The sequence below is a fragment of the Glycocaulis alkaliphilus genome (assembly GCF_004000605.1).
Lineage (GTDB): Bacteria > Pseudomonadota > Alphaproteobacteria > Caulobacterales > Maricaulaceae > Glycocaulis > Glycocaulis alkaliphilus.
Genome location: NZ_CP018911.1, coordinates 2,483,834 through 2,503,664, shown reverse-complemented (window position 1 = coordinate 2,503,664; position 19,831 = coordinate 2,483,834). Strand labels below are relative to the sequence as shown.

At 64.9% G+C, this 19,831-nt stretch carries 19 protein-coding genes; 13 read left to right on the top strand and 6 right to left on the bottom strand.

Going from position 1 to position 19,831, the window contains the following annotated elements:
* Positions 1–204 precede the first annotated feature (204 nt).
* The 4 genes from X907_RS11975 (at position 205) to ubiG (ending at position 5,843) form a co-directional block, all read left to right on the top strand.
* A complete protein-coding gene (locus X907_RS11975) occupies positions 205–1,410 on the top strand; it encodes an aspartate kinase (RefSeq protein ID WP_127568310.1) in 1,206 nt (401 codons plus the stop codon).
* 76 nt (positions 1,411–1,486) lie between these two features.
* Positions 1,487–3,814 (top strand): phosphoenolpyruvate--protein phosphotransferase, encoded by a 2,328-nt coding sequence (gene ptsP, locus X907_RS11970; protein WP_233352345.1) that lies wholly within the window; start codon positions 1,487–1,489, stop codon positions 3,812–3,814.
* A 142-nt stretch (positions 3,815–3,956) separates the two neighbouring features.
* A complete protein-coding gene (locus X907_RS11965) occupies positions 3,957–4,802 on the top strand; it encodes a helix-turn-helix domain-containing protein (RefSeq protein WP_233352344.1) in 846 nt (281 codons plus the stop codon).
* 282 nt (positions 4,803–5,084) lie between these two features.
* Positions 5,085–5,843, top strand: coding sequence for a bifunctional 2-polyprenyl-6-hydroxyphenol methylase/3-demethylubiquinol 3-O-methyltransferase UbiG (gene ubiG / locus X907_RS11960; RefSeq protein WP_127568306.1), 759 nt, complete (start codon positions 5,085–5,087; stop codon positions 5,841–5,843).
* Positions 5,844–5,858: 15 nt separating this feature from the next.
* Here ubiG and X907_RS11955 read toward each other — a convergent pair whose 3' ends face one another.
* On the bottom strand, positions 5,859–7,337 hold the full coding sequence (locus tag X907_RS11955) for a M23 family metallopeptidase (protein WP_127568304.1): 1,479 nt from the start codon (positions 7,335–7,337) through the stop codon (positions 5,859–5,861).
* A gap of 243 nt (positions 7,338–7,580) precedes the next feature.
* Between X907_RS11955 and X907_RS11950 the strand changes: the two genes are divergently transcribed.
* The gene (locus X907_RS11950; protein ID WP_127568302.1) at positions 7,581–7,802 is read left to right on the top strand and encodes a hypothetical protein; all 222 of its coding nucleotides are present in this window, start codon (positions 7,581–7,583) and stop codon (positions 7,800–7,802) included.
* 4 nt (positions 7,803–7,806) lie between these two features.
* Here the strand turns inward: X907_RS11950 and X907_RS11945 are convergent, their stop codons facing one another.
* Entirely contained in the window at positions 7,807–8,226 is a 420-nt protein-coding gene (locus X907_RS11945) for a type II toxin-antitoxin system MqsA family antitoxin (RefSeq protein WP_127568299.1), read from the bottom strand.
* A gap of 1 nt (position 8,227) precedes the next feature.
* Positions 8,228–8,527 carry a type II toxin-antitoxin system MqsR family toxin gene (locus X907_RS11940; protein ID WP_127568297.1) on the bottom strand — a complete coding sequence of 100 codons (300 nt, stop codon included), beginning with the start codon at positions 8,525–8,527 and terminating at the stop codon, positions 8,228–8,230.
* A 153-nt stretch (positions 8,528–8,680) separates the two neighbouring features.
* Between X907_RS11940 and chpT the strand changes: the two genes are divergently transcribed.
* The 6 genes from chpT to X907_RS11910 all read left to right on the top strand — a co-directional run bounded on the left by chpT (position 8,681) and on the right by X907_RS11910 (position 15,023).
* On the top strand, positions 8,681–9,352 hold the full coding sequence (gene chpT, locus X907_RS11935) for a histidine phosphotransferase ChpT (RefSeq protein ID WP_127568295.1): 672 nt from the start codon (positions 8,681–8,683) through the stop codon (positions 9,350–9,352).
* Positions 9,353–9,486: 134 nt separating this feature from the next.
* Positions 9,487–12,183: a chemotaxis protein CheA gene (locus X907_RS11930; protein WP_127568293.1), complete on the top strand. Its 2,697-nt coding sequence runs from the start codon at positions 9,487–9,489 to the stop codon at positions 12,181–12,183.
* 18 nt (positions 12,184–12,201) lie between these two features.
* Positions 12,202–12,657, top strand: coding sequence for a chemotaxis protein CheW (locus tag X907_RS11925; RefSeq protein ID WP_127568291.1), 456 nt, complete (start codon positions 12,202–12,204; stop codon positions 12,655–12,657).
* A 23-nt stretch (positions 12,658–12,680) separates the two neighbouring features.
* On the top strand, positions 12,681–13,046 hold the full coding sequence (locus X907_RS11920) for a response regulator (protein ID WP_127568289.1): 366 nt from the start codon (positions 12,681–12,683) through the stop codon (positions 13,044–13,046).
* A 13-nt stretch (positions 13,047–13,059) separates the two neighbouring features.
* Positions 13,060–14,184, top strand: a complete 1,125-nt coding sequence (locus X907_RS11915; protein ID WP_233352341.1) for a protein-glutamate methylesterase/protein-glutamine glutaminase — start codon at positions 13,060–13,062, stop codon at positions 14,182–14,184.
* 2 nt (positions 14,185–14,186) lie between these two features.
* Complete coding sequence (locus tag X907_RS11910) at positions 14,187–15,023, top strand: CheR family methyltransferase (RefSeq protein WP_373870243.1); 837 nt, start codon at positions 14,187–14,189, stop codon at positions 15,021–15,023.
* 5 nt (positions 15,024–15,028) lie between these two features.
* Here the strand turns inward: X907_RS11910 and X907_RS11905 are convergent, their stop codons facing one another.
* Positions 15,029–15,595, bottom strand: coding sequence for a tetratricopeptide repeat protein (locus X907_RS11905; protein ID WP_127568285.1), 567 nt, complete (start codon positions 15,593–15,595; stop codon positions 15,029–15,031).
* A gap of 232 nt (positions 15,596–15,827) precedes the next feature.
* Positions 15,828–16,523 (bottom strand): response regulator transcription factor CtrA, encoded by a 696-nt coding sequence (gene ctrA, locus X907_RS11900; protein ID WP_127568283.1) that lies wholly within the window; start codon positions 16,521–16,523, stop codon positions 15,828–15,830.
* Between the two features lie 340 nt (positions 16,524–16,863).
* Here ctrA and fliI point away from each other — a divergent pair, with 340 nt between their 5' ends.
* Positions 16,864–18,183: a flagellar protein export ATPase FliI gene (gene fliI, locus X907_RS11895; RefSeq protein ID WP_127568281.1), complete on the top strand. Its 1,320-nt coding sequence runs from the start codon at positions 16,864–16,866 to the stop codon at positions 18,181–18,183.
* A gap of 3 nt (positions 18,184–18,186) precedes the next feature.
* Positions 18,187–18,606, top strand: a complete 420-nt coding sequence (locus tag X907_RS11890) for a flagellar FliJ family protein (protein ID WP_127568279.1) — start codon at positions 18,187–18,189, stop codon at positions 18,604–18,606.
* 367 nt (positions 18,607–18,973) lie between these two features.
* Here X907_RS11890 and X907_RS11885 read toward each other — a convergent pair whose 3' ends face one another.
* Entirely contained in the window at positions 18,974–19,615 is a 642-nt protein-coding gene (locus tag X907_RS11885) for an OmpW/AlkL family protein (RefSeq protein WP_127568276.1), read from the bottom strand.
* Between the last annotated feature and the right edge of the window lie 216 nt (positions 19,616–19,831).

Here is a 19,831-nt window from a genome sequence, read left to right as displayed (position 1 = left end):
CATGGACAGGCCCGGTGGCCGGAAAATGGACCCCGGCTCGGAGGCCGGGGACCCGGTGAGTTGAACTCACGAGGCTAAAAGGTGCGCGGCAGGGATGTGTGAGCATTAAACCTGGGTTCCCGCCTGCGCGGGAACGACGAGGTGGAGGGGCCGCGAAAAGACTCCCCCGCTTCCTCCCGGCACCAATCCTGCTAGAGAAGGGCCATGACACGGCTGGTCCTGAAATTTGGCGGCACCTCGATGGGCAGTCCCGAACGGATTGCCCATTCGGCCTCTATCGTCGCGGCAGAGGCGGCCAGGGGCCATCAGCTCGCCGTGGTGGTCTCGGCCATGTCCGGGGAGACTGACCGCTATCTGGGCCATGCCAGCGCGCTCGGTGGGGGCTTGGGCGAGATCGAGACCGACACGGTGCTGGCCGCCGGTGAACAGGCAGCCGCTGCCCTGATGGCGCTGGCGCTGAAACAGCTGGGCCTGAAGGCGCGCTCAATCCTCGCCTGGCAATTACCGATAGAGGTGGACGGCGTGCCGGGTTCGGCGCGCATTACCGGCATTGATGGCGAGGTGCTGGAGAGCCTGCTCGGCGACGGGGTTATCCCGGTGGTGGCGGGCTATCAGGGCGTGGATGCGCAGGGGCGCCTCGTCACGCTGGGCCGGGGCGGTACGGATCTGTCTGCCGCGGCGATTGCGGCGGCCATAGGCGCCGAGTGCGACATCTACACCGATGTCGATGGTGTGTTCACCACCGATCCGCGCATCGAACCCAAAGCCACGCGCCTGGCGCGCATCTCCCATGACGAGATGCTGGAGCTGGCGGCGATGGGCGCGAAGGTTCTGCAGACCCGCTCTGTCGAATACGCCAAGGCCAAGGGCGTGGCGATGCGGGTGAAATCCAGCTTTGCCGCGCCGGGGGCGAGCATCGGTACGCAGGTGTTGAGCGAGAGCGCGCTGGCCGAACGCCGCGTCGTGTCCGGCATTGCCTATGCCCGCGCGCAGGCGCGCATCGCCGTGCCGGGCATTGAAGACAGCGCCAGCGGGCCGGGCGGCGTGTTTGCCGCGCTCGCCGGGGCGGGCGTGCATGTCGACATGATCGTGCAGGGCCGGGCGCGTTCGGGCGGGTCCAATCTGGAATTTTCGGTGGAGGGGCGTGATCTGCGCGCCGCCCTGCAGGCGCTGGCCGGGCATGAGGGACTGGCTTCAGAGGTGGGCCTTGCCAAGGTGTCGGTGGTCGGTACGGGCCTTCGCGGACGGGCGGACGTGGCGCGCACGCTCTATGGTGTGCTGGAGCGCGAGGCGATTGAGGTACGCATGCTGGCAACCTCCGAGATCAAGATTTCAGCACTCGTGAACGAAGATGCGCTGGAACGGGCGGTCCGCGCCCTTCATGCAGCCTACAGGCTGGACGAGGCTTGACGTCAGGGGCGAAAGGGGCCACTGCCCCGCGCAATACCTGACATTGCCCGCCCGCAGCCACGGGACCACTAGAACCATGACGCTGGAAAAGCCCATGCTGGACAGGACGGGCCTGCGCGGACCGCGCCGGCTCCTGCAGCGCATCCGCGATCTGATGGCGCAGCAGGATCAGGCGCAGGCGCGCCTTGACCGGCTGACGCGCATCATCGCCGAGGAAACCGGCTCTGATGTGTGCTCGATCTATCTGGTCCTGCCCAGCGGCGCGCTGGAATTGTCGGCGACGCACGGCCTGAAGGCAGAAGCAGTTCACTCACTGCGCCTGGCGCGTGATGAGGGCCTGGTGGGTCTTGTCGCCCAGAGGGCGCGGCCCCTGTCGGTGGAAGACGCCCCGTCCCATCCGCGCTTTGCCTACAAGCCGGAAACCGGCGAAGAACCGTTCAAGAGCTTTGTCGGTGTGCCGGTCTTGCGCGGCGGCCGTCTGGTCGGGGTGCTCACCGCCCAGTCCATGTCGGCGCGGCCCAGCACCGAAGAGGAAATCGAGACGCTGCAGACGGTCGCTATGCTGCTGGCCGAGATCGTGGCGTCGGGCGAGCTTGTTCGCGCCGAAGCCTTCTCCGATCTTGAACTGCGCGCATCGGGGCCGGAGCGCTATGCCGGTGTCGCCCTGGCGCCGGGCATCACCATGGGCGTGGCCGTGGTCCACGAGCCGCACGTCAATTCCGCGCGCATGATCGCAGAGGACGCGGAGGCCGAAGAGGCGCGTCTGGATTCGGCGATTGCCGATCTGCGGCGCGGGCTCGATGAATTGCTGGAATCGGGGCGTGCGCCCATCGGCACGCCCTCGCGCGATGTGCTCGATGCCTACCGCATGTTCGCCCATGACCGGGGCTGGACCGGCCAGCTGCGCGAGGCGGTGCGCTCGGGCCTGACCGCAGAGGCCGCGGTCGAGCGGGTGCGCAATGAACACCGCGCCCGGCTGATGAAGGCGCGCGAAGCCCATTTCCGCGAGCGCCTGCATGATCTGGAAGACCTTGCCAACCGGCTGCTGCGCCATCTGGCGGGGCCGGACGCGGTGCGGGCGCTGGCCGATCTGCCGCCCAATGCCATCGTGGTTGCCCGCTCCATAGGCCCGGCCGAGCTGATGGAGCTGGACCGCTCGCGCCTGGCGGGGCTGGCCACGGAAGAAGGCTCTGCCACCAGCCATGCGGCCATTGTCGCCAAGGCGCTGGGCATACCCATGGTGGGGCAGGTGGAAGGCGCGCTGGACCGGGTGGAAGACGGCGACACGCTGATCATTGATGGCGAGTTCGGTATCCTGCATGTGCGTCCCGGCGACGAGGTTCTGACCGCCTATGCCGAGCGCATGGAGGGCCTCTCCCGGGCGAACCAGGCCTACGCCGCACGCCGCGACGAGCCGGCCGTGACCGCCACTGGCGTGGCGATGGAATTGTCGATGAATGCCGGTCTGCTGATCGAGATGCCGCGTCTGGCAGAAACGGGCGCGGCGGGCGTCGGCCTGTTCCGCACCGAATTCCAGTTCATGATCTCCCATACCCTGCCGCGCGTCTCCGCCCAGATCGAGATGTACAGGGCGGTCCTGAAAGCGGCGGGCGGCAGGCCGGTCGTGTTCCGCACGCTTGATCTTGGCGGCGACAAGGTGACGCGCTTCATCCCGGAGCTGCGCGAGCCCAATCCGGCGCTGGGATGGCGGGCGCTGCGCATGGGTCTCGACCGGCCTGCGCTCACCCGATACCAGCTGCGCGCCCTTGTCAGGGCCAGCGCAGGGCAGGGGCTGAAAGTCCTCTTTCCCATGGTGGCCGATATTGGCGAGCTGTCGCGCGCGCGCGATCTTCTCTACACCGAGCTGGAGCTGGCCCGGCGCCATGGCCACGGCGTGCCGGAGCGCGTCGAAACAGGGCTGATGATCGAGACGCCGGCGGTAGCGTTTGCCCCGGAGCCCTATCTGGCCTTGTGCGACTTTGCCGCCGTGGGCGCGAATGACCTGATGCAGTATTTCTTCGCGGCTGACCGGCAAAACCCGCAAGTGGCCCAGCGCTATGATGTGCTGAACCCGGCGCCGCTCGCCCTGCTTCAATCGGTGCGCGAGGCGTGTGATGCGGCCGGCAAGCCGGTTTCTGTATGCGGCGAAATGGCCGGAAAGCCGCTGGAGGCCTGTGTTCTGGCCGGTCTTGGTTACCGGCGATTATCCATGTCGGCGGCCAGTATCGGCCCGGTAAAGGCGGCCCTGGCGGAGTGCGATGCGGGCCGTCTTGGCACCTGGCTTGCAAGCGAAATGGGCGCAACGCGTCCCGGCACGGATAAATCCTTGAGAGAAAAGCTGATCGCCGCTGCGCAAGAAGCCGGAATTTCTTCACGACTTGTTGATAACCGTGCTGCATTTTGATTTAATCCACTTGCGTTGCGATCAAAAAGTCACAGGGAAGTGATACGACTCGGCGCTGGTGGTGAGGGGAAGCCGCTTCCACGCGGTTAAAAGTGTGATGCAAAAGCTGGCCGGTCAGGTAGCAGGAAGTCAGTACGTGCCCATGGATGCTGTTTTCGCCAATGCCCCGGTGGCACCTTGTGGCCCCGCGAGCATCGGTGACATCTTGCGTCAGGCGCGGTTGAAACATGGCTGGACGCTGGATTCCGCCGCTGCGCGCACCCGCATCAAGCGCGATTATCTCGAAGCCCTCGAAGCGATGGACCCGCGCGGCCTGCCCTCGCGCGCCTACACGATCGGCTATCTGCGTGCCTATGCCGGCTTCCTTGAGCTGAACGTCACCGAAATGGTGGAGCAGTTCAAGCTGGAGGTGGAGTGCGATACGGGCCGCGCCCAGCCGACCGCTCCGAGGAAAAAACGCGAATTCAAACTGCCCAAGGGCGTTATCGGCGCCGTTATCATTCTGGGCAGCGTGCTGGCCGCGACGAGCTGGTATGGCGTCCACATCACCCGCACCGGCGCGTTTGCCGAAGCGCCTGATGCCGCCACGCTGCTGGCCACGCCGCGCCCCGTGGTGGAATCCAGCCGCGCGCCGGACCCGGCCCAGATATGGGCCGGTCTGCCGACCGCCCATGCGCCCGAAGCGCTGGTCTTTACCGCCATCTCGCCGGTGACGCTGGAAGTGCGTGATGGCTCTGGCCGTGTGCTGTTCGCGCGCGAGATGGAGGCCGGTGCCTCCTGGCGTGCGCCGGACGAGGCCGGGCTGGAAGTCTCTGCCACCGATGCGGGCGCTGTGCGCGTGCGTTCGGGCGCGCAGGACATCGGCGTGCTGGGCAATTCCGGGCAGATACTGGAATCGCTGCCCATGGACAATTTCGTGCGCAACTGGCGGGCAGCGCGTGCCGAAGGCACGCCGGTGAGCGGCGCTGGCGCAGGCGCGGGCCGGTAGGTTTTTCCTGTAATAGCCGGAATAGCGGAACCTGCGGCGGATCCATGCCTGCAGCTATGCTTTTCCCTCGTGCTTCGAGCACTACGTGGCCGAGGGATGAGGGGGAAAGCATAGCCAAAGCCCTCATCCTGAGGGCGAGCGCAGCGAGCGTCTCGAAGGACGAGGGCTCTGCCCCCACCCGCATTTCAGGCGGCGGCATTTTACCTCACTCACAGCCCTTAACGCGCGCGCGTGCCAGCGTATATTGGCGGCGTGATCTTCCCCGTCTCAGGAACCCCTCCCATGGCCCAGTCAAGCTCGCCTGAAACCCTCTCCAGCCCCTCCATCGATCCGGCGGAGGTGGAGAAGTTCTCACGCATGGCTGCCGAGTGGTGGGATCCCAAATCCAAGTTTGCGCCGCTGCACAAATTCAACCCGGCGCGCCTCACCTGGATACGCGAGCGCCTGAGCGCCCATTTCGCCCGTGAGGGCCGCGAGCCGCTGGCGGGTCTTGAGCTGCTTGATATTGGCTGCGGGGGCGGGCTGGTGTCTGAACCGATGGCGCGTCTGGGCGGACGTGTGACGGGGGTGGATGCCGCCGAGCCCAATATCAAGACCGCGCTGGTGCATGCCCGCGAGGCGGGGCTGGAAATCGACTACCGCCACGGCACGGCGGAGCAGTTGCTGGAGGCCGAAGGGCCGGGGCGGTTTGACGTCGTGCTCAATCTTGAAGTGGTCGAGCATGTCGCCGATCCGGCGCAGTTCCTTGCCGATTGCGCGGCGCTGGTAAAGCCCGGCGGGATAATGATTGTCGGCACGATCAACCGCACCAGCCGCGCCTTCGTGACGGCGATTTTCGGCGCGGAATATGTGCTGGGCTGGCTGCCGCGCGGCACGCACCGCTTCGGAAAGCTGGTAAAGCCCGAAGAGGTGGAGGCCGCGCTGAAAACTGCGGGCCTTGCGCCCGAAACGCCCGTGGGCGTCAGCTATAACCCGCTCAAGGACAGCTTCTTCATCAGCACTGATGCTGGCGTGAACTATCTGATGGCGGCCACGAAGTAGGCGCGGGCCGTACCGTTACGGCCGTGCGCTGGCTCCTGAACCGGCGCTGACGCGGCGTTCCTCGCTGCGCTCGGCAACCAGAACGGGCTGGGGCTCTTCCTCACGCGCTGCCGGAGCCTGATCGCGCAGGGCGATGATCCGGTCACGCTCGGCGTTGAAAATGCCCAGCTCACCCGCTTCCAGACGGCGGCCCGTCGGCAGGTCCAGGCTCATCGGGTTGAGCGGGCGGCCATTGAGGTGAACCTCATAGTGCAGGTGCGGACCGGTGGAAGCGCCGGTCGTGCCGACATAGCCGATGGTCTGGCCTTGCGTGACGCGCGTGCCGGCGCGGATGCCGCGGGCAAACCCGTTCAGGTGCGCGTAGGCGGTCTGATAGCCATTGGCGTGGCGGATGCGGATATAGTTGCCGAATGAGCCGAACCAGTCGGCGCGTTCCACCGTGCCACTACCGGCGGCGTAGATCGGCGTGCCGGTCGGGGCGGCGAAGTCTGTGCCGTTATGGGGCCGGTTGGTGCGGCGGATCGGGTGGAAGCGCATGCCGAACTGGCTGGAGATGCGCGCGCCATTGATCGGCATTTTCATCAGCAGGCGCGCCGCGCTCTCACCTTCGCCAGTGTAATAGCCAATATCGCCGTCCGGGGCTTCGTAGCGGAAATACTCCAGCGGACGGCCACGGCCTTCAAACGTCATGTAGAGAATGCGGCCGGTGCGGATCACCTCGCCTGCCCGGTTCGTGTAGCGCTCGAACACGATGTCGAACGTGTCGCCATAGCGGATGGTGCGGAAGTCCACCGCGTGGCCCAGCACCAGCGCCATGTCGGTGACGATGCGGTCGGTCGCGCCGGCATTCAGCGCGGCGGCGTACAGGCTGGAGGAAATCTCGCCGCGTGCGCGCACGATCTCACGCTCGACGGTCATGACGGCTTCGCGGGTGCGGTACTGGCCGTCGGCGGTGCGCGCGACGGTCAGGGTGCGCTCCTGGTCGGGACGGAAGGAAATGCCGGTCAGGGTAAGGCCGCTTTCTTCGTCCGCCGAGACGCGCTGCAAGGGATCGCGCTCGAAGAAGAGGTTGAGCGACTGGCCTGCGCGCAGTGAGCGGGCGGGGTAGATGGGATCCAGCGCAGCAATGGCGCGGGCCGCATCAATGCGGCTGGCGCCGGCCTCGGCCAGCACGCTGGCAAAGGTCTGGCCGGAACGCACCGTTACTTCGGTGGCCATCAGCACGGGGCAGTCAATGCAGTTGGTGAAGGCAGCGTGCTCGGCCATCACCATGTCGTCGAGCGAGGGGGCGGCTTCAGCCGCCTCAGCCATCAGGGCGGCACCTGCCGGATCAAGTCCGCCGGTTTCCGGCGCCGCGGCCGAGGCTGACGTGCCTGCCATGGTCCGGCTGACCAGTATGGCGGCTACAAGCAGCAGCGCCATGGTCAGTGTGGCAAAGAAAACCAGCGCACGAGAGCGGTGGGCGTCAGCGAGGCGGACGTCAAAACCGGACATGCGTATTATTTCCCTCTTCCCGCGCGGTTGGTCATCAGCCGCCAGTCCAGCAAGGCAAGATGCAGGCCAACATCACCCCCCGTGACATGCTGTCATCTTTCCCGGACCGTGCCGGAGCGGCACACACAGTGACAAGGACGAATCGACTTGCCAAGGGGGCATGTGTGCCGCAGGCAAGGTTAATGTCTCCCTTAACCATAATGCATGTTATGCATCCCGGTGCAGCGCACAGGAAGGACATTCATGAAAACCTGGCTTCTGGCGGCCGTTCTGGGCGCGATGCTCATCGGGGCGATTGCGCTGTCGGCGCGGCTATGGACCAGTATGGATAATGCAGTCGGTGCCCATGGCTGGGCCGCGCTCATCATCGGCGCGGTGCTGACCTTCGTGGTCGGGGCAGGGCTGATGGCGCTTGTCTTCTTCTCCTCGCGGCGCGGCTATGATGAGGATGACCGCGAGCCTTAGCCGCTCAGCTGGTGAGTTCGGAAAGGCGTGCCGGATTGTTGGCTAGCAGGCGCAGGGCTGTATCAGCAGGCTTGCTCAGCACGACGTCCCCGGCCTCGTATTTCTGAAAGGCGTTCGGGCCGCCGCCGATTATACGTCCCGCTTCACGCTGGGTCAGGCCCAGCTTCTTGCGGACCTTGCGCACATCATCAGGCATCATCACGCCCGCTTCGCGCGCCTTCATCCGGTTGATGGCACGGTCGGACACCAGCATGTCGCGCGGATCGTGCAGGCCGTTCGCGGCACCGGTATCGTCGGCCGGGTACCAGCCTGGCATCTCGACGGTCTCGGTCTGTGATTTGTATGTCAGTGTGACGGTGCGTGTTCCGCGCGTCAGAACGGCGCCGGTCTCGGGATGAAGCCTGGTTGATGCAGTGCCGCCCATATCAGCGCTCCTTGAACGATGTGCAGGTGAACTCTGTCACCGTGTCCTGCACGAACTTGATGTAGATGTCATAGCCATCCGCGCGTGTGTGGTAGACGTCCATCCAGACCCGGTGATCGTGAAAGGTTGTCACCGACTTGAAGAACTCGTCGCGTGTCAGCGACCGGATCACGCTCACCATATCGGCCCGGGTCATACCCATCATCGCTGCGCCTGCCACCGCCGTGCTAGTGAACGTCATGTGCGTTCCCGCAGCTGAACGAATGGCCTCAAGATCGTAGCTCGGTTTTCTTTTGTCCATAAATTAGCACCATAATGGTGTACTTTCAATCGGCGAGGAGCACAGTCAGAGTTACGGCAGTCGTGCGGGCAGGAAACGCCAGTGCGGAGTGATCGCCTGGAGGGCACACGCGTTAACCCTTTCGCGATCGAGAATCGGATAATGCTTGGCGCCATGAGCACGCAACACACACCCTCCGCCACCGAGCTTGCCGCGCTTTTGTGCGCCCGGCTCTGCCATGATCTTGTCAGCCCGGTATCGGCGCTCGGCGCGGCCCTGTCCGTGCTGGACGATGAAAACGCCGCCGACATGCGCGACGATGCGATCGAGCTGATCCGCACCGGCGCCAATCAGGCCCATGCCAAGCTGGAATATGTGCGCCTGGCCTTCGGGGCAGGGGGCTCACGCCCCGGCAGCATCGATACGGGCGAGCTGAAGCGTCTGGCGGAGGCCATGTTTGCCCCTGCCAAGCCGGAGCTGGTGTGGAAGGTGCAGGCGGCCGGTCTCGACAAGCCGGCGGCGCGTGTGCTGCTGAACCTTATCTGGCTGGCGGTGGACAATGTGCCGCGGGGCGGGACGGTGACGGTGGAGGCAACAGCCAGCGAGGCCGGTGACAGCCGTCTGCGTATCGTTGCTGCCGGACCGCGCGCACGCATTGACCCGGCCTATGTCGAGGCACTGGCCGGCCGGGCGGGCGAGGACGGCTATGATGGCCGCTCCATCCAGCCATACTATGCCGGACTGGTGGCCCGCGAGCATGGCGGCCGCGTCGAGGCGCAGGCAGAAGAAGAGCGCGTTGAATACATCGCCCTTCTCGCTCCGCAGGCGAAGGCCGCCGCGGCCTGACCGTGATTTTTGACAAACGGTCCGTTCGTCAAACGATACGTTAACCCTGGACGTGTGAGTTTCGTACCTGATCACAGTTGCGCGCCGTGCGCGCGAGTCCGCCATGTGGCGGGCAGATAGGGGACGGGTTCACGATGGATGAGCTGATTGGCGAGTTTCTGGCCGAAACGGCAGAGAGCCTTGATACGATAGATGTCGAGCTGGTGAAGTTCGAATCCGATCCGACGGACCGGGCGACGCTCGACAATATTTTCCGCCTTCTGCACACCATCAAGGGCACGTGCGGCTTTCTTGGCCTGTCGCGCCTTGAGGCAGTGGCCCATGCGGGCGAAACCCTGCTGGGCAAGTTCCGCGACGGCACGCTTGTCGCCGATAGCGCCGCAGTGACGCTGGTCCTGCAATCGCTTGACCGCATCAAGCTGGTGCTGGGCGGCCTGGAAGAGACAGGCAGCGAGCCTGAGGGCGATGACAGCGAGCTGATTGCCAAGCTGGAAGCGCTGGCAATGGGCGAGACTGTAGAGGCCGCGCCGGAGCCCGAACCCGAACCTGAGCCTGAACCCGTCATTGAAGTTGTTGCCGAAGGCGGCGAGGCGTTCGACGCCGATCTGGGCCGTCCTCTGCGTCCGGGCGAAGTGTCGCTGGCCGATCTGGAAGCGGCCTTCATGGCGACCGAAGGTCCGGAGCTGGCCGGCGCTGCCGCTGAGGATGAGGCGGAGGCCGAGACCGAGGCCGAGGCTGAGGACGACGATGAAGCGCCTGTGCCGGTAGCCGCCATGGCGGCCGGCAAGCCTGCCGCGCAGACACCCCCGGCCGACACCGATGGCCCAAAGTCTGAAGGCGTGCGGGCCCAGTCCACGATCCGGGTGAATGTGGATGTGCTCGAAACGCTGATGACGACGGTGTCCGAGCTGGTGCTGGCCCGTAACCAGCTGCACCAGATCGTCCGCGAAAACGAAGATTCTGCGCTGAAAGGCCCGCTGCAACGCCTGTCATCCGTGACGGGCGAGCTGCAGGACGGGGTGATGAAGACGCGCATGCAACCTGTTGGCGATGCCTGGCGCAAGCTGCCGCGCATCGTGCGCGATACCCAGCAGGATCTCGGCAAGAAAATCCGCCTCATCATGGAAGGCGAGGAGACCGAGCTTGACCGCCAGGTGCTGGAGCTGATCAAGGATCCGCTCACCCACATGGTGCGCAACTCTGCCGATCACGGCATCGAGATGCCCGATGTGCGCACCGCCAAGGGCAAGCCCGCGCAAGGCACGATCCGCCTGTCTGCCTACCATGAAGGCGGGGCGATCATCATCAAGATCACCGATGATGGCGCCGGTCTCGACCCGGAGAAAATCCGCGCCAAGGCACTCGAAAAGGGCCTCGCCACGGCCGAAGAGCTCAGCTCCATGAGCGAGCCGCAAGTCCAGCGCTTCATCTTCGCGGCCGGTTTCTCGACCGCCGCCAAGGTGACGAACCTGTCCGGCCGCGGCGTCGGCATGGACGTGGTGCGCACCAATATCGAGCAGATTGGCGGCTCCATCGATCTCACCTCCGAGGTCGGCAAGGGCACCAGCTTTGCCATCAAGATTCCGCTGACCCTCGCCATCGTTTCGGCGCTGATCGTGAAAGCGGGCGACGCGCGCTTTGCGCTGCCGCAACTGGCCGTACGCGAGCTGGTGCGGGCGGGTGAAGGCTCTGCCCACTCGATTGAATCGCTTCATGGCGCGCGCATGATACGCCTGCGCAACCGCCTCCTGCCGGTGGTCAGCCTGAATACGGTGCTTGGCCTGCCGGACGCCTCCAGCGATGCCAGCCATGGCTATGTGGTGGTGATCGAGGCGGCGGGGCGCAAGCTCGGCGTGGTCGTCGATGATGTGCTCGATACCGAGGAGATCGTGGTCAAGCCGCTCTCGGCCCAGCTGCGCGGCATCCAGGTCTATTCCGGCGCCACCCTGCTGGGTGATGGCTCGGTGATCATCATCCTTGATCCCAACGGCCTCTCCCAGCAACTGGCGCATGCCACCGAGGAAACGCCGGCCGCTGAAGAGCTGGCGGCGAGCTCTGCCGATCCCTCCCGCCAGCGCCTGCTTCTGGTGCGTGCGGGCGAGGATGATGTGAAAGCCGTCCCCGTCAGCCTCATCACGCGTCTTGAGGAATTTGACGGATCCACGATTGAAGTCGTCGATGCGCGCCATGTCGTGCAGTACCGTGGACGCCTTCTGCCGCTTGCCCATGCTTCGGGCGTGGACGAGTTCCGGCGCGACGGCCGCCAGGCGGTCCTGGTCTTCTCCGAGGAAGGCCGTTCGGCCGGTGTGGCTGTCGATGAGATTCTCGACGTGGTGGAAGAGACGCTCGACCTGCAGATGGGCTCCGAGCGCCCCGGCGTTATCGGCTCGGCCATCATCAAGGGCCGGGCGACCGAAGTGCTCGACATTGCCTGGCACATGGAGCGGGCCTGGTCCGGCTCGCCGCAGCGCCCGGCGCGTTCCGGCCGTCATTCGATCCTGCTGGTCGAGCCCGATGCGTTCGCCCGCCGCATGATGGCACCGCTGCTGGCGGCTGCCGGTTATGATGTGACGGTGGTGGGTGGTCTGCACGAGGCACGCGATGCTGCCCAGATGGGCGCGCAATACGCCGCCCTGGTGGGTGATCCGGCCGCGCTCGACACGCTGGCTGGCGAAGGCCACTGGGCCGATGTGCCGCGCCTTGGCGTCAGTGACCGTGCGCATGGGGGCTATGGCGAAGGCCTGGTGGCCGTCATGCGGCCAGCAGACAGGGGCGGGCTGATTGCCGCCCTCGACCGGGCGGCGCGCTCCGGCGAAACACGCGCGGCTTAGGGGCTAGGAGAAGCGATCATGACACTCGATTATCAGACCAGTCAGGAATATGTGACGGTGCGTATCGCCGGTCAGCTCTGCGGCGCGCCGGTAAAGGAAATCCGCGAGGTCTTTGCCCCGCAGGCGATCACTTCGGTACCGCTGGCCCGGCCGCAGATTGCCGGTCTTCTCAATCTGCGCGGCCGCATCGTGACGGTGATTGACGCGCGTATCCGCCTTGGACTGCCCGCGCGTGAGGCCGATGCGCCTTGCATGTCGCTGGGGCTGGAGCGGGGCGCGGAACTCTTCGGTGTTCTGGTTGACGAGGTCGGCGAGGTGCTGCGTCTCGGACAGGATACGTTCGAGCCGGTGCCAGCGCATCTCGATCCGCGCTGGCGGGCGCTCCTGTCGGGCGTACACCGGCTGGAAACCGAGCTTCTGGCCATTCTGGATGTTGACAGGCTGATCGCCGCCGACGTGGCGATGGCGGCCTGAGGGTTGAAAAGGCAAAATGGGCAATGAAAACCTGTCTGGTAGTTGATGACAGCAGGGTCATCCGCAAGGTGGCCCGCAGGATTGTGGAAGACTTGGGCTTCGCGTGCGAAGAAGCCCCGGACGGGAAAGTGGCGCTCGACCAGTGCCGCAAGTCCATGCCGGACGCGATACTGCTCGACTGGAACATGCCGGTGATGAACGGGCTCGATTTCCTGGTCACGCTGCGCGCCGAGGAGAACGGCAAACGGCCGGTCGTCGTGTTCTGCACGACCGAGAATGATATGTCGCACATCACCCAGGCCCTTCGGGCAGGCGCGGACGAGTACGTGATGAAGCCGTTTGATGGCGACATTATCGGCTCGAAATTCGCCGAAGCCGGGCTGGTGTAAGCCGGTCATAGTGATGAACACAGCCGCTAACCTTCCCCCCGGAGCCAGCCCTGGCGCTCTGCCGCGCGTAATGGTGGTGGACGATTCCGCCGTCGTGCGCGGGCTTGTTGCCCGCTGGGTCGAGGCTGATCCGCGCCTGGCGCTGGCGGCGACCTGTACAGATGGCGAGCAAGGCGTAAAGCGTGCCGGCGAATTGCAGCCCGATCTGGTCGTGCTCGACATCGAGATGCCGCGCATGGACGGGCTGACTGCCCTGCCGCAAATCCTCAAAGCGGCGCCCAAGGCGCGGGTCATCATGGCCTCGACGCTCACCCAGAAGGGTGCGCAAGTGACGCTGCAGGCGCTCTCCCTTGGCGCGGCCGACTTCGCGCCCAAGCCCGATACCAGCCGCATGGGCGGGGCGGAAAGCTATCGCCGTGAACTGCTCGACAAGCTGGCCGCGCTGGCCCCGCGCTATGCGGCGCAGCGTGCCGCGGGCCCGGCTGCCACGGCCGCCGCTGCCAGCGTAAAAATCCCGGCCAGCACGGGTGCGGGGCTGGCATCGGGGCGTGATCTGCCATCGCGCATCGATCTTCTGGCCATCGGTTCGTCCACGGGCGGACCGCAGGCCCTGCGTCAGGTGATACAGAATATCCCCTCATCCATCCGCATGCCGGTGGTGATCGCCCAGCACATGCCCAAGGTTTTCACCGCCATTCTGGCCGAGCACCTCTCCCGCGAGGGATTGCCCGCTCACGAAGCCAGTGACGGGGAAACACTCAAAGCCGGCCATGTCTATGTAGCGCCGGGCGACTACCACCTGACCATTGAAGGCGCGCCGGGCCAGTTCCGGGCGCGGCTCGACCAGAACCCGCCCATCAATTTCTGCCGCCCGTCCGTTGATCCGCTGTTTGAAAGCTGCGCGCGCGTGGCGGGCAAGAACCTGCTGGCGCTTGTCCTGACCGGCATGGGCTCTGACGGGCGCAATGGCTCGCGTCATGTGCGCGGGGCAGGCGGGGGCGTAATTGTGCAGGATCAGGCCTCCAGCGTTGTCTGGGGGATGCCCGGTGCCGTGGCTGAAGCGGGCCTCGCAGACCTTGTGCTGCCACTTAATCAGATCGGACCGGAACTCGCCCGCCGGCTGACAGGAGCGCGTTAATGCTGAGCGAAACCAAATACAAATTCCTCGCTGCCGAGGTGAAGAAGCGCTCCGGCCTCATACTGGGTCCGGAGAAAGGTTATCTGATCGAGAGCCGTCTGGCGCCGCTGGCGCGAGCCGAAGGGCTCGCCGGGCCGGAAGCGGTCGTCGATGCGATGATGCGCGGCGATCAGCGCCTGTGTGCCGCCGCGTCGGAAGCGCTGGCGACGCACGAGACCTTCTTCTTCCGCGACAAGACCCCGTTTGACATGTTCACCGATGTCATGGTGCCTGCCCTGCGCCAGGCCCGTGCCGGCCGGCCTTTCAAGATCTGGTGCGCGGCGGCCTCGACAGGCCAGGAGCCTTATTCGCTGGCCATGCTGATCCGCGAAATGAACGGGATCAGCGCGTCCATTCTCGCCACGGATATGTGCGCGCATGTGATGGAGAAGGCCAAGGCCGGGATTTACAGCCAGTTCGAGGTGCAGCGTGGCCTCGCCATCCAGCGCCTGGTGAAGCATTTCGAGCAGGCCGGCGATAGCTGGCGGGTGAAGCCGGAACTGCGCGAGATGATCCGGTTTGAAACCGGCAATCTGCTGGAAGATTTCTCGCGCTACGGCACGCTCGACATCATCTTCTGCCGCAATGTGCTGATCTATTTCGATGTGGAATCGAAGGCCAAGATACTCAACCGGCTGGCCCAGCAGCTGGCGCCGGATGGCTATTTGGTGCTGGGCGCTGCCGAGACGGTTGTCGGCCTGACAGACAGCTTCAAGCCGGTTCCCGGACACCGTGGCCTGTACATGCGCAACCAGCCTGCTGCGCAGGCCGGTCCGGCGGCTCCACGCGCGGTCGCGTAGCGCCGCTACCCGTTCACCGGCTGGCGCACAACCTGATAGCGTTCCAGCTCGCGCAAGGGCAGATCCCAGCCCGGAGCGAGCTGCAAGGCCTGCTGGAAGTCCGCGTAGGCATCCGTATAGCGTTCGCGCGCGTCCAGGCTGAGCGCCCTGTTGTAATAGGCCTTGTGCGCCTCGCGGACATTGAGCTCCAGTGAGCGCGTGAAGTCGGCCTCGGCCGCCGCATACTGGCGCTGGCCCAGATATGCGATCCCGCGATTGAGCCAGGCTTCAGCCAGCTGTGGCTGTATGCCCAGTGCGCGGTCATAGGCGGCCAGTGCCTCCTCCGTGCGCCCTGCCTGCATCAGCAATATGCCCATATTCACTTCCGTGGCCGCCCGGTCGCGCCGCGACATGGCGCCTTCGGCCAGGGCAGTTTCACACCGGGCCAGGCCATTGGCTGCCCCGCTGGCGCCGCCAAGCGCCGCCTCGTAGCAGCCGCGTGCCTGGCTTGTGCCCAGAATGATGGTCGATTGTGCTGCTGCGCTGGCCGGGGCGATGATGGCGAGTGCGGCAAGGCTGATCAGAAAACGCATGTCTCTACCTCCCGTTACAAGGGGCGAGCGTGTCTTGTCTGTCAGCCGTCCGGGGGCAGGTGAGGGGATGGAAAGCCCCCGTCCGGGGCTGCCCTGTAACAGGGGCGAATATAGCACGCGGACGCAGGCTGGTTAATCGGAATCGGAAGGCTGGCGGGCGGCGGGCCTGGCGCAAAGAAAAACCCCGGCGCGGAGGCCGGGGTTCTTGCATGTTCTGGTGATCGTGCGGCTGTTACGCCGCGCCTTTTTCCTCGACCGGGTCGCGCAGCACGTAGCCGCGGCCCCAGACGGTCTCGATCGGGGCTTTGGAGCCGGTCGCCGCTTCCAGCTTCTTACGAAGCTTGCAGATGAAGACGTCGATGATTTTCAGTTCCGGCTCGTCCATGCCGCCATAAAGGTGGTTGAGGAACATTTCCTTGGTGAGCGTCGTGCCCTTGCGCAGGGAGAGCAGCTCCAGCATCTGGTATTCCTTGCCGGTCAGGTGAACCCGCTGGGAATTCACTTCAACCGTCTTGGCGTCCAGATTCACCGCAATATCGCCGGTGCGGATGATGGACTGGCTGTGGCCTTTCGAGCGGCGCACAATGGCGTGGATGCGCGCAATCAGCTCTTCCTTGTGGAAGGGCTTGGTCATGTAGTCGTCGGCGCCCGAGCCCAGGCCGCGCACCTTGTTATCAATGTCGGCATTGCCCGACAGGATGAGGATGGGCGTATCAACCTTGGCAAGGCGCAATGTCTTGAGAACGTCAAAACCCGGCATGTCCGGCAGGTTCAGGTCCAGAAGGATGATGTCGTAGTCGTAGAGCTTGCCGAGATCGACACCCTCTTCGCCCAGATCGGCTGTGTACATGTTGAAGCCGTCGGACTTCAGCATCAGTTCGATGCCCTGCGCTGTCGCGCGATCATCCTCGATGAGCAGTACCCGCATCGGTCCCTCTCCGCAGCCGCTCGCGCGAATCACCTGACCCTGCGCGTCGTCCCCATGGTTAACGTGGTTCGCACAATGGCGCGACAATTCCTTCGAGAAAGTTAACAGCGATTTGACTCAAAGGGCGGAATCGAGTCCGTCCAGCACTGTTCCTGGTTAACGTATTGATAAAGCACGCTGCGCTGCATGGCCCCGCCGCAGAGTTTTTGCTGCAACACCCTGTGGAGAAAGTATGAGCGAGGCGTTGCGCAGTCGTTTACGCGGTTGAAACCGCACTTGCGTTAAAAGCTTGCAAGACCGGCCGCAGAAGCAGCCGGACCACAGCTAAGCGAGAACCGCCGTGCAAGGCCTGATTGACCGTATCGAGGATATCGAGACGCGCACCTTCAAGGGGCGCGTGAAGGCGATCAACGGCCTGCTTATCGAGGCGGAAGGTCCGCGTGCCGGGCTGACGCTCGGTGCCAGCGCCTATGTCGGGGCAGGTGACAACCCGCAGCGCTGCGAGGTGGTCGGCTTCCGGGGCGATACCGCCCTGATGATGGCCCATGGCGATCTGTCCGGCATTCGCGCCGGTGCGCCCGCCCGGATTGATCCTGACGGCATGGTGATCCGCCCCCATTCTGCCTGGCTTGGCCGGGTCATCAATGCGTTCGGCGAGCCGCGCGACGGCAAGGGTCCGCTGGCGGAAGGCAATCGCGCCTATCCGGTCAAGGGTGCGCCGCTGTGCGCTCACCAGCGCGACGCGCTGGGCCCGCGCCTGGATCTGGGTGTGCGTGCGCTCAACACCTTCACCCCGATGCGTACCGGCCAGCGCCTTGGCGTGTTCGCCGGTTCGGGCGTCGGCAAGTCTGTCCTGATGAGCATGATCACGCGCGGCACCAGCGCGGACGTGATCGTGATCGGCCTGATTGGCGAGCGGGGACGCGAAGCGCGCGAGTTTGTCGACGAGGTGCTGGGCGAGGCGGGCCGTGCGCGCTCGGTGGTCATCACCGAGACATCCGATGCGCCTGCCCTGTCGCGCCGCCAGGCCGCCTATATGACGCTCACCGTTGCGGAGTATTTCCGGGATCAGGGCCTCAACGTGCTGTGCCTGATGGATTCAGTAACGCGCTTTGCCCTTGCCCAGCGCGAGATCGGGCTGGCTGCGGGCGAACCGCCCACTACGCGTGGCTATACGCCATCCGTCTTTGCCGAGCTGCCGCGCCTTCTGGAGCGGGCAGGTCCAGGCGAGAACGGCTGCGGGTCGATCACCGCGCTTTTCACCGTTCTGGTTGATGGCGACGATCATAACGAACCGATTGCCGATGCGGTGCGCGGCATTCTGGACGGCCACGTGGTGATGACGCGCGCGATTGCCGAGCGCGGCCGCTTCCCGGCCATTGATGTGCTCAAATCCATCTCGCGTACTGCGCCGGAGGTCTATGGACCCGGCGAGGCTGAGCTGGTTGTCGAGGCACGGCGCGTGCTTAGCGCCTATGCCGACATGGAAGAACTGATAAGGCTCGGAGCCTATGCCGCCGGGTCCAATACAGAGGTCGACCGCGCTATTGCGCTGAATGGCCCGCTCGAAGCGTTCCTCGGACAGGGAAAAGACGACACCTCCTCGATTGAAGAGAGTTTCGCGGCCCTGTCGGAGATTGTGGTGGATGGAAAGGAATAACCCATGAGCACACGCTCTCATGCGCCGCTGATCCGGCTGGCCCGGTTCAAGGTGGAAGAACTGCAAAAGCAGATGGCCGACATCGACCGCGCCCGCGCGGCGATTGCCGACCAGATCGAACGGCTGGAGCTAAGCGTTCCGGGCGAACAGGCCGCCGCCTCAGAGAGCAAGGAAGGCTATCTGGCCTATGGCTCCTATGCGCGCTCTGTCATTCAGCGCAAAGACAATCTGCGTGCCTCCGAACGCGAGGTCGAGGCGCAGGCGGGGGAGTTGCGCGAGCGGCTGGAGACGGCTTTTGCGGAGCTGAAAAAGTACGAGCTTCTCGAAGAGCGCCGCGTGGCGCGTATCGAGGATGCCGTACGCGCCGCCGAACAGGCCGAGATGGACGAGATCGCCGGACGCATGCGCCGGGCTGCGCACTAGTTTTAGTGATGCTCCGGGGCATCCGCCCCGTCGCTCCTCGCATTAGCTCGGGCGCGCGTTCGCGCTTGCGACGCTGCGCGTCGGAGAGTCAGTCCGGCCCCGTCAGGGGCCGCAAGGCCGACCGGCCGCCGGGCACTTTTGCCCGCAGCGACGCACGGACGTGCGGAGCATCAAGAAAAGCCGGGTCTCCCGTCGGTGCGGGAGACCCCGGCTGTACTGCCGATACCGCTATATATCCAGTTTCAGCGATGACCCCTCCGCCGGGGGGGCGCAGCGCCAAAGAAAAGCCCTCTCCGCGAGGTGCGAAGAGGGCCAGGCTGGGGGAGTATCACAGAGCCCATGCAGCGTCCGTGATGGTGTTCGGGCGCTAGTAGCGCCAGCCGAAACCGATACCGACAATCCAGGGATCAATATCAACATCGGCGTTCACGATGCCGAGCGCGCCGGCATCAATGGTGACGTCGGTGTTGATCCAGACCTTCTTCACATCAAAGTTCAGGAACCAGCGCTCGCTGAGCGCATAATCCACGCCCGCCTGAAGCGCGAAACCGATGCTGTTGTCATAGCTGATCGAGGTGAGCGGTGAGCTGGAGGGCAGGTCCGCATTGAAGAAGTGGGTGAAGTTCACACCGGCCCCCACATAGGGGCGCAGCTGGCCTTCCGGGTTGAAGTGGTATTGCAGGGTCAGGGTCGGTGGCAGCAGCCACACATCGCCCAAGTCGACATCCCCGAGACTGGTGTTTACCGCGCGGACATCATGAGGCGTGACGCCCAGAATGAGTTCCACCGCGATCCGGTCTGTGAAGAAGTAGGTGATGTCGAGTTCGGGCACGACCGATGTGCCGATATCGACCGAGCCGCCAATGGGAGAGATGGTTGCGCCCTCGTCCGGAGCGACGTGCAGCGCACGCAGCCGGAACATCCAGTCGCCCTGCCCGGCCATCGCGGCAGGAGCAATCGAACCGGCCAGAACGGCGGCACCGGCACAGGCCATCAACAGCGTCTTCATGGGGAAAAACCTTTCCTGTAAAAAAAGTAGGGTTATTTCGCAGGAAAGATGTACCGCAGGCGATGAGGCAAGCCGCCGCGCGGCGTGCTGCCGCAGGCAAGAGGTCTTTCTTCAGGCAAAAAAACCCCCGCACCCTCTGGACAGGTGCGGGGGTCTCATGCGGCCAGTCCCTCAACCGGCCGGTCTCAGTTTTCGCAACGCATCCGCGTTGCGATG

Excerpts from the sequence above, each read along its gene's own strand:
- ptsP (WP_233352345.1), top strand. The coding sequence starts at position 1,487 with ATGACGCTGGAAAAGCCCATGCTGGACAGGACGGGCCTGCGCGGACCG.
- X907_RS11945 (WP_127568299.1), bottom strand. The coding sequence starts at position 8,226 with ATGGGCGGCACTGCATCAACCAGGCTTCATCCCGAGACCGGCGCCGTT.
- X907_RS11925 (WP_127568291.1), top strand. The coding sequence starts at position 12,202 with ATGACACTCGATTATCAGACCAGTCAGGAATATGTGACGGTGCGTATC.
- X907_RS11890 (WP_127568279.1), top strand. The coding sequence starts at position 18,187 with ATGAGCACACGCTCTCATGCGCCGCTGATCCGGCTGGCCCGGTTCAAG.
- X907_RS11975 (WP_127568310.1), top strand. The coding sequence starts at position 205 with ATGACACGGCTGGTCCTGAAATTTGGCGGCACCTCGATGGGCAGTCCC.
- chpT (WP_127568295.1), top strand. The coding sequence starts at position 8,681 with ATGAGCACGCAACACACACCCTCCGCCACCGAGCTTGCCGCGCTTTTG.
- X907_RS11915 (WP_233352341.1), top strand. The coding sequence starts at position 13,060 with ATGAACACAGCCGCTAACCTTCCCCCCGGAGCCAGCCCTGGCGCTCTG.
- X907_RS11930 (WP_127568293.1), top strand. The coding sequence starts at position 9,487 with ATGGATGAGCTGATTGGCGAGTTTCTGGCCGAAACGGCAGAGAGCCTT.
- X907_RS11920 (WP_127568289.1), top strand. The coding sequence starts at position 12,681 with ATGAAAACCTGTCTGGTAGTTGATGACAGCAGGGTCATCCGCAAGGTG.
- X907_RS11955 (WP_127568304.1), bottom strand. The coding sequence starts at position 7,337 with ATGTCCGGTTTTGACGTCCGCCTCGCTGACGCCCACCGCTCTCGTGCG.
- X907_RS11965 (WP_233352344.1), top strand. The coding sequence starts at position 3,957 with ATGGATGCTGTTTTCGCCAATGCCCCGGTGGCACCTTGTGGCCCCGCG.
- X907_RS11905 (WP_127568285.1), bottom strand. The coding sequence starts at position 15,595 with ATGCGTTTTCTGATCAGCCTTGCCGCACTCGCCATCATCGCCCCGGCC.
- ctrA (WP_127568283.1), bottom strand. The coding sequence starts at position 16,523 with ATGCGGGTACTGCTCATCGAGGATGATCGCGCGACAGCGCAGGGCATC.
- X907_RS11950 (WP_127568302.1), top strand. The coding sequence starts at position 7,581 with ATGAAAACCTGGCTTCTGGCGGCCGTTCTGGGCGCGATGCTCATCGGG.
- X907_RS11885 (WP_127568276.1), bottom strand. The coding sequence starts at position 19,615 with ATGAAGACGCTGTTGATGGCCTGTGCCGGTGCCGCCGTTCTGGCCGGT.
- X907_RS11940 (WP_127568297.1), bottom strand. The coding sequence starts at position 8,527 with ATGGACAAAAGAAAACCGAGCTACGATCTTGAGGCCATTCGTTCAGCT.
- ubiG (WP_127568306.1), top strand. The coding sequence starts at position 5,085 with ATGGCCCAGTCAAGCTCGCCTGAAACCCTCTCCAGCCCCTCCATCGAT.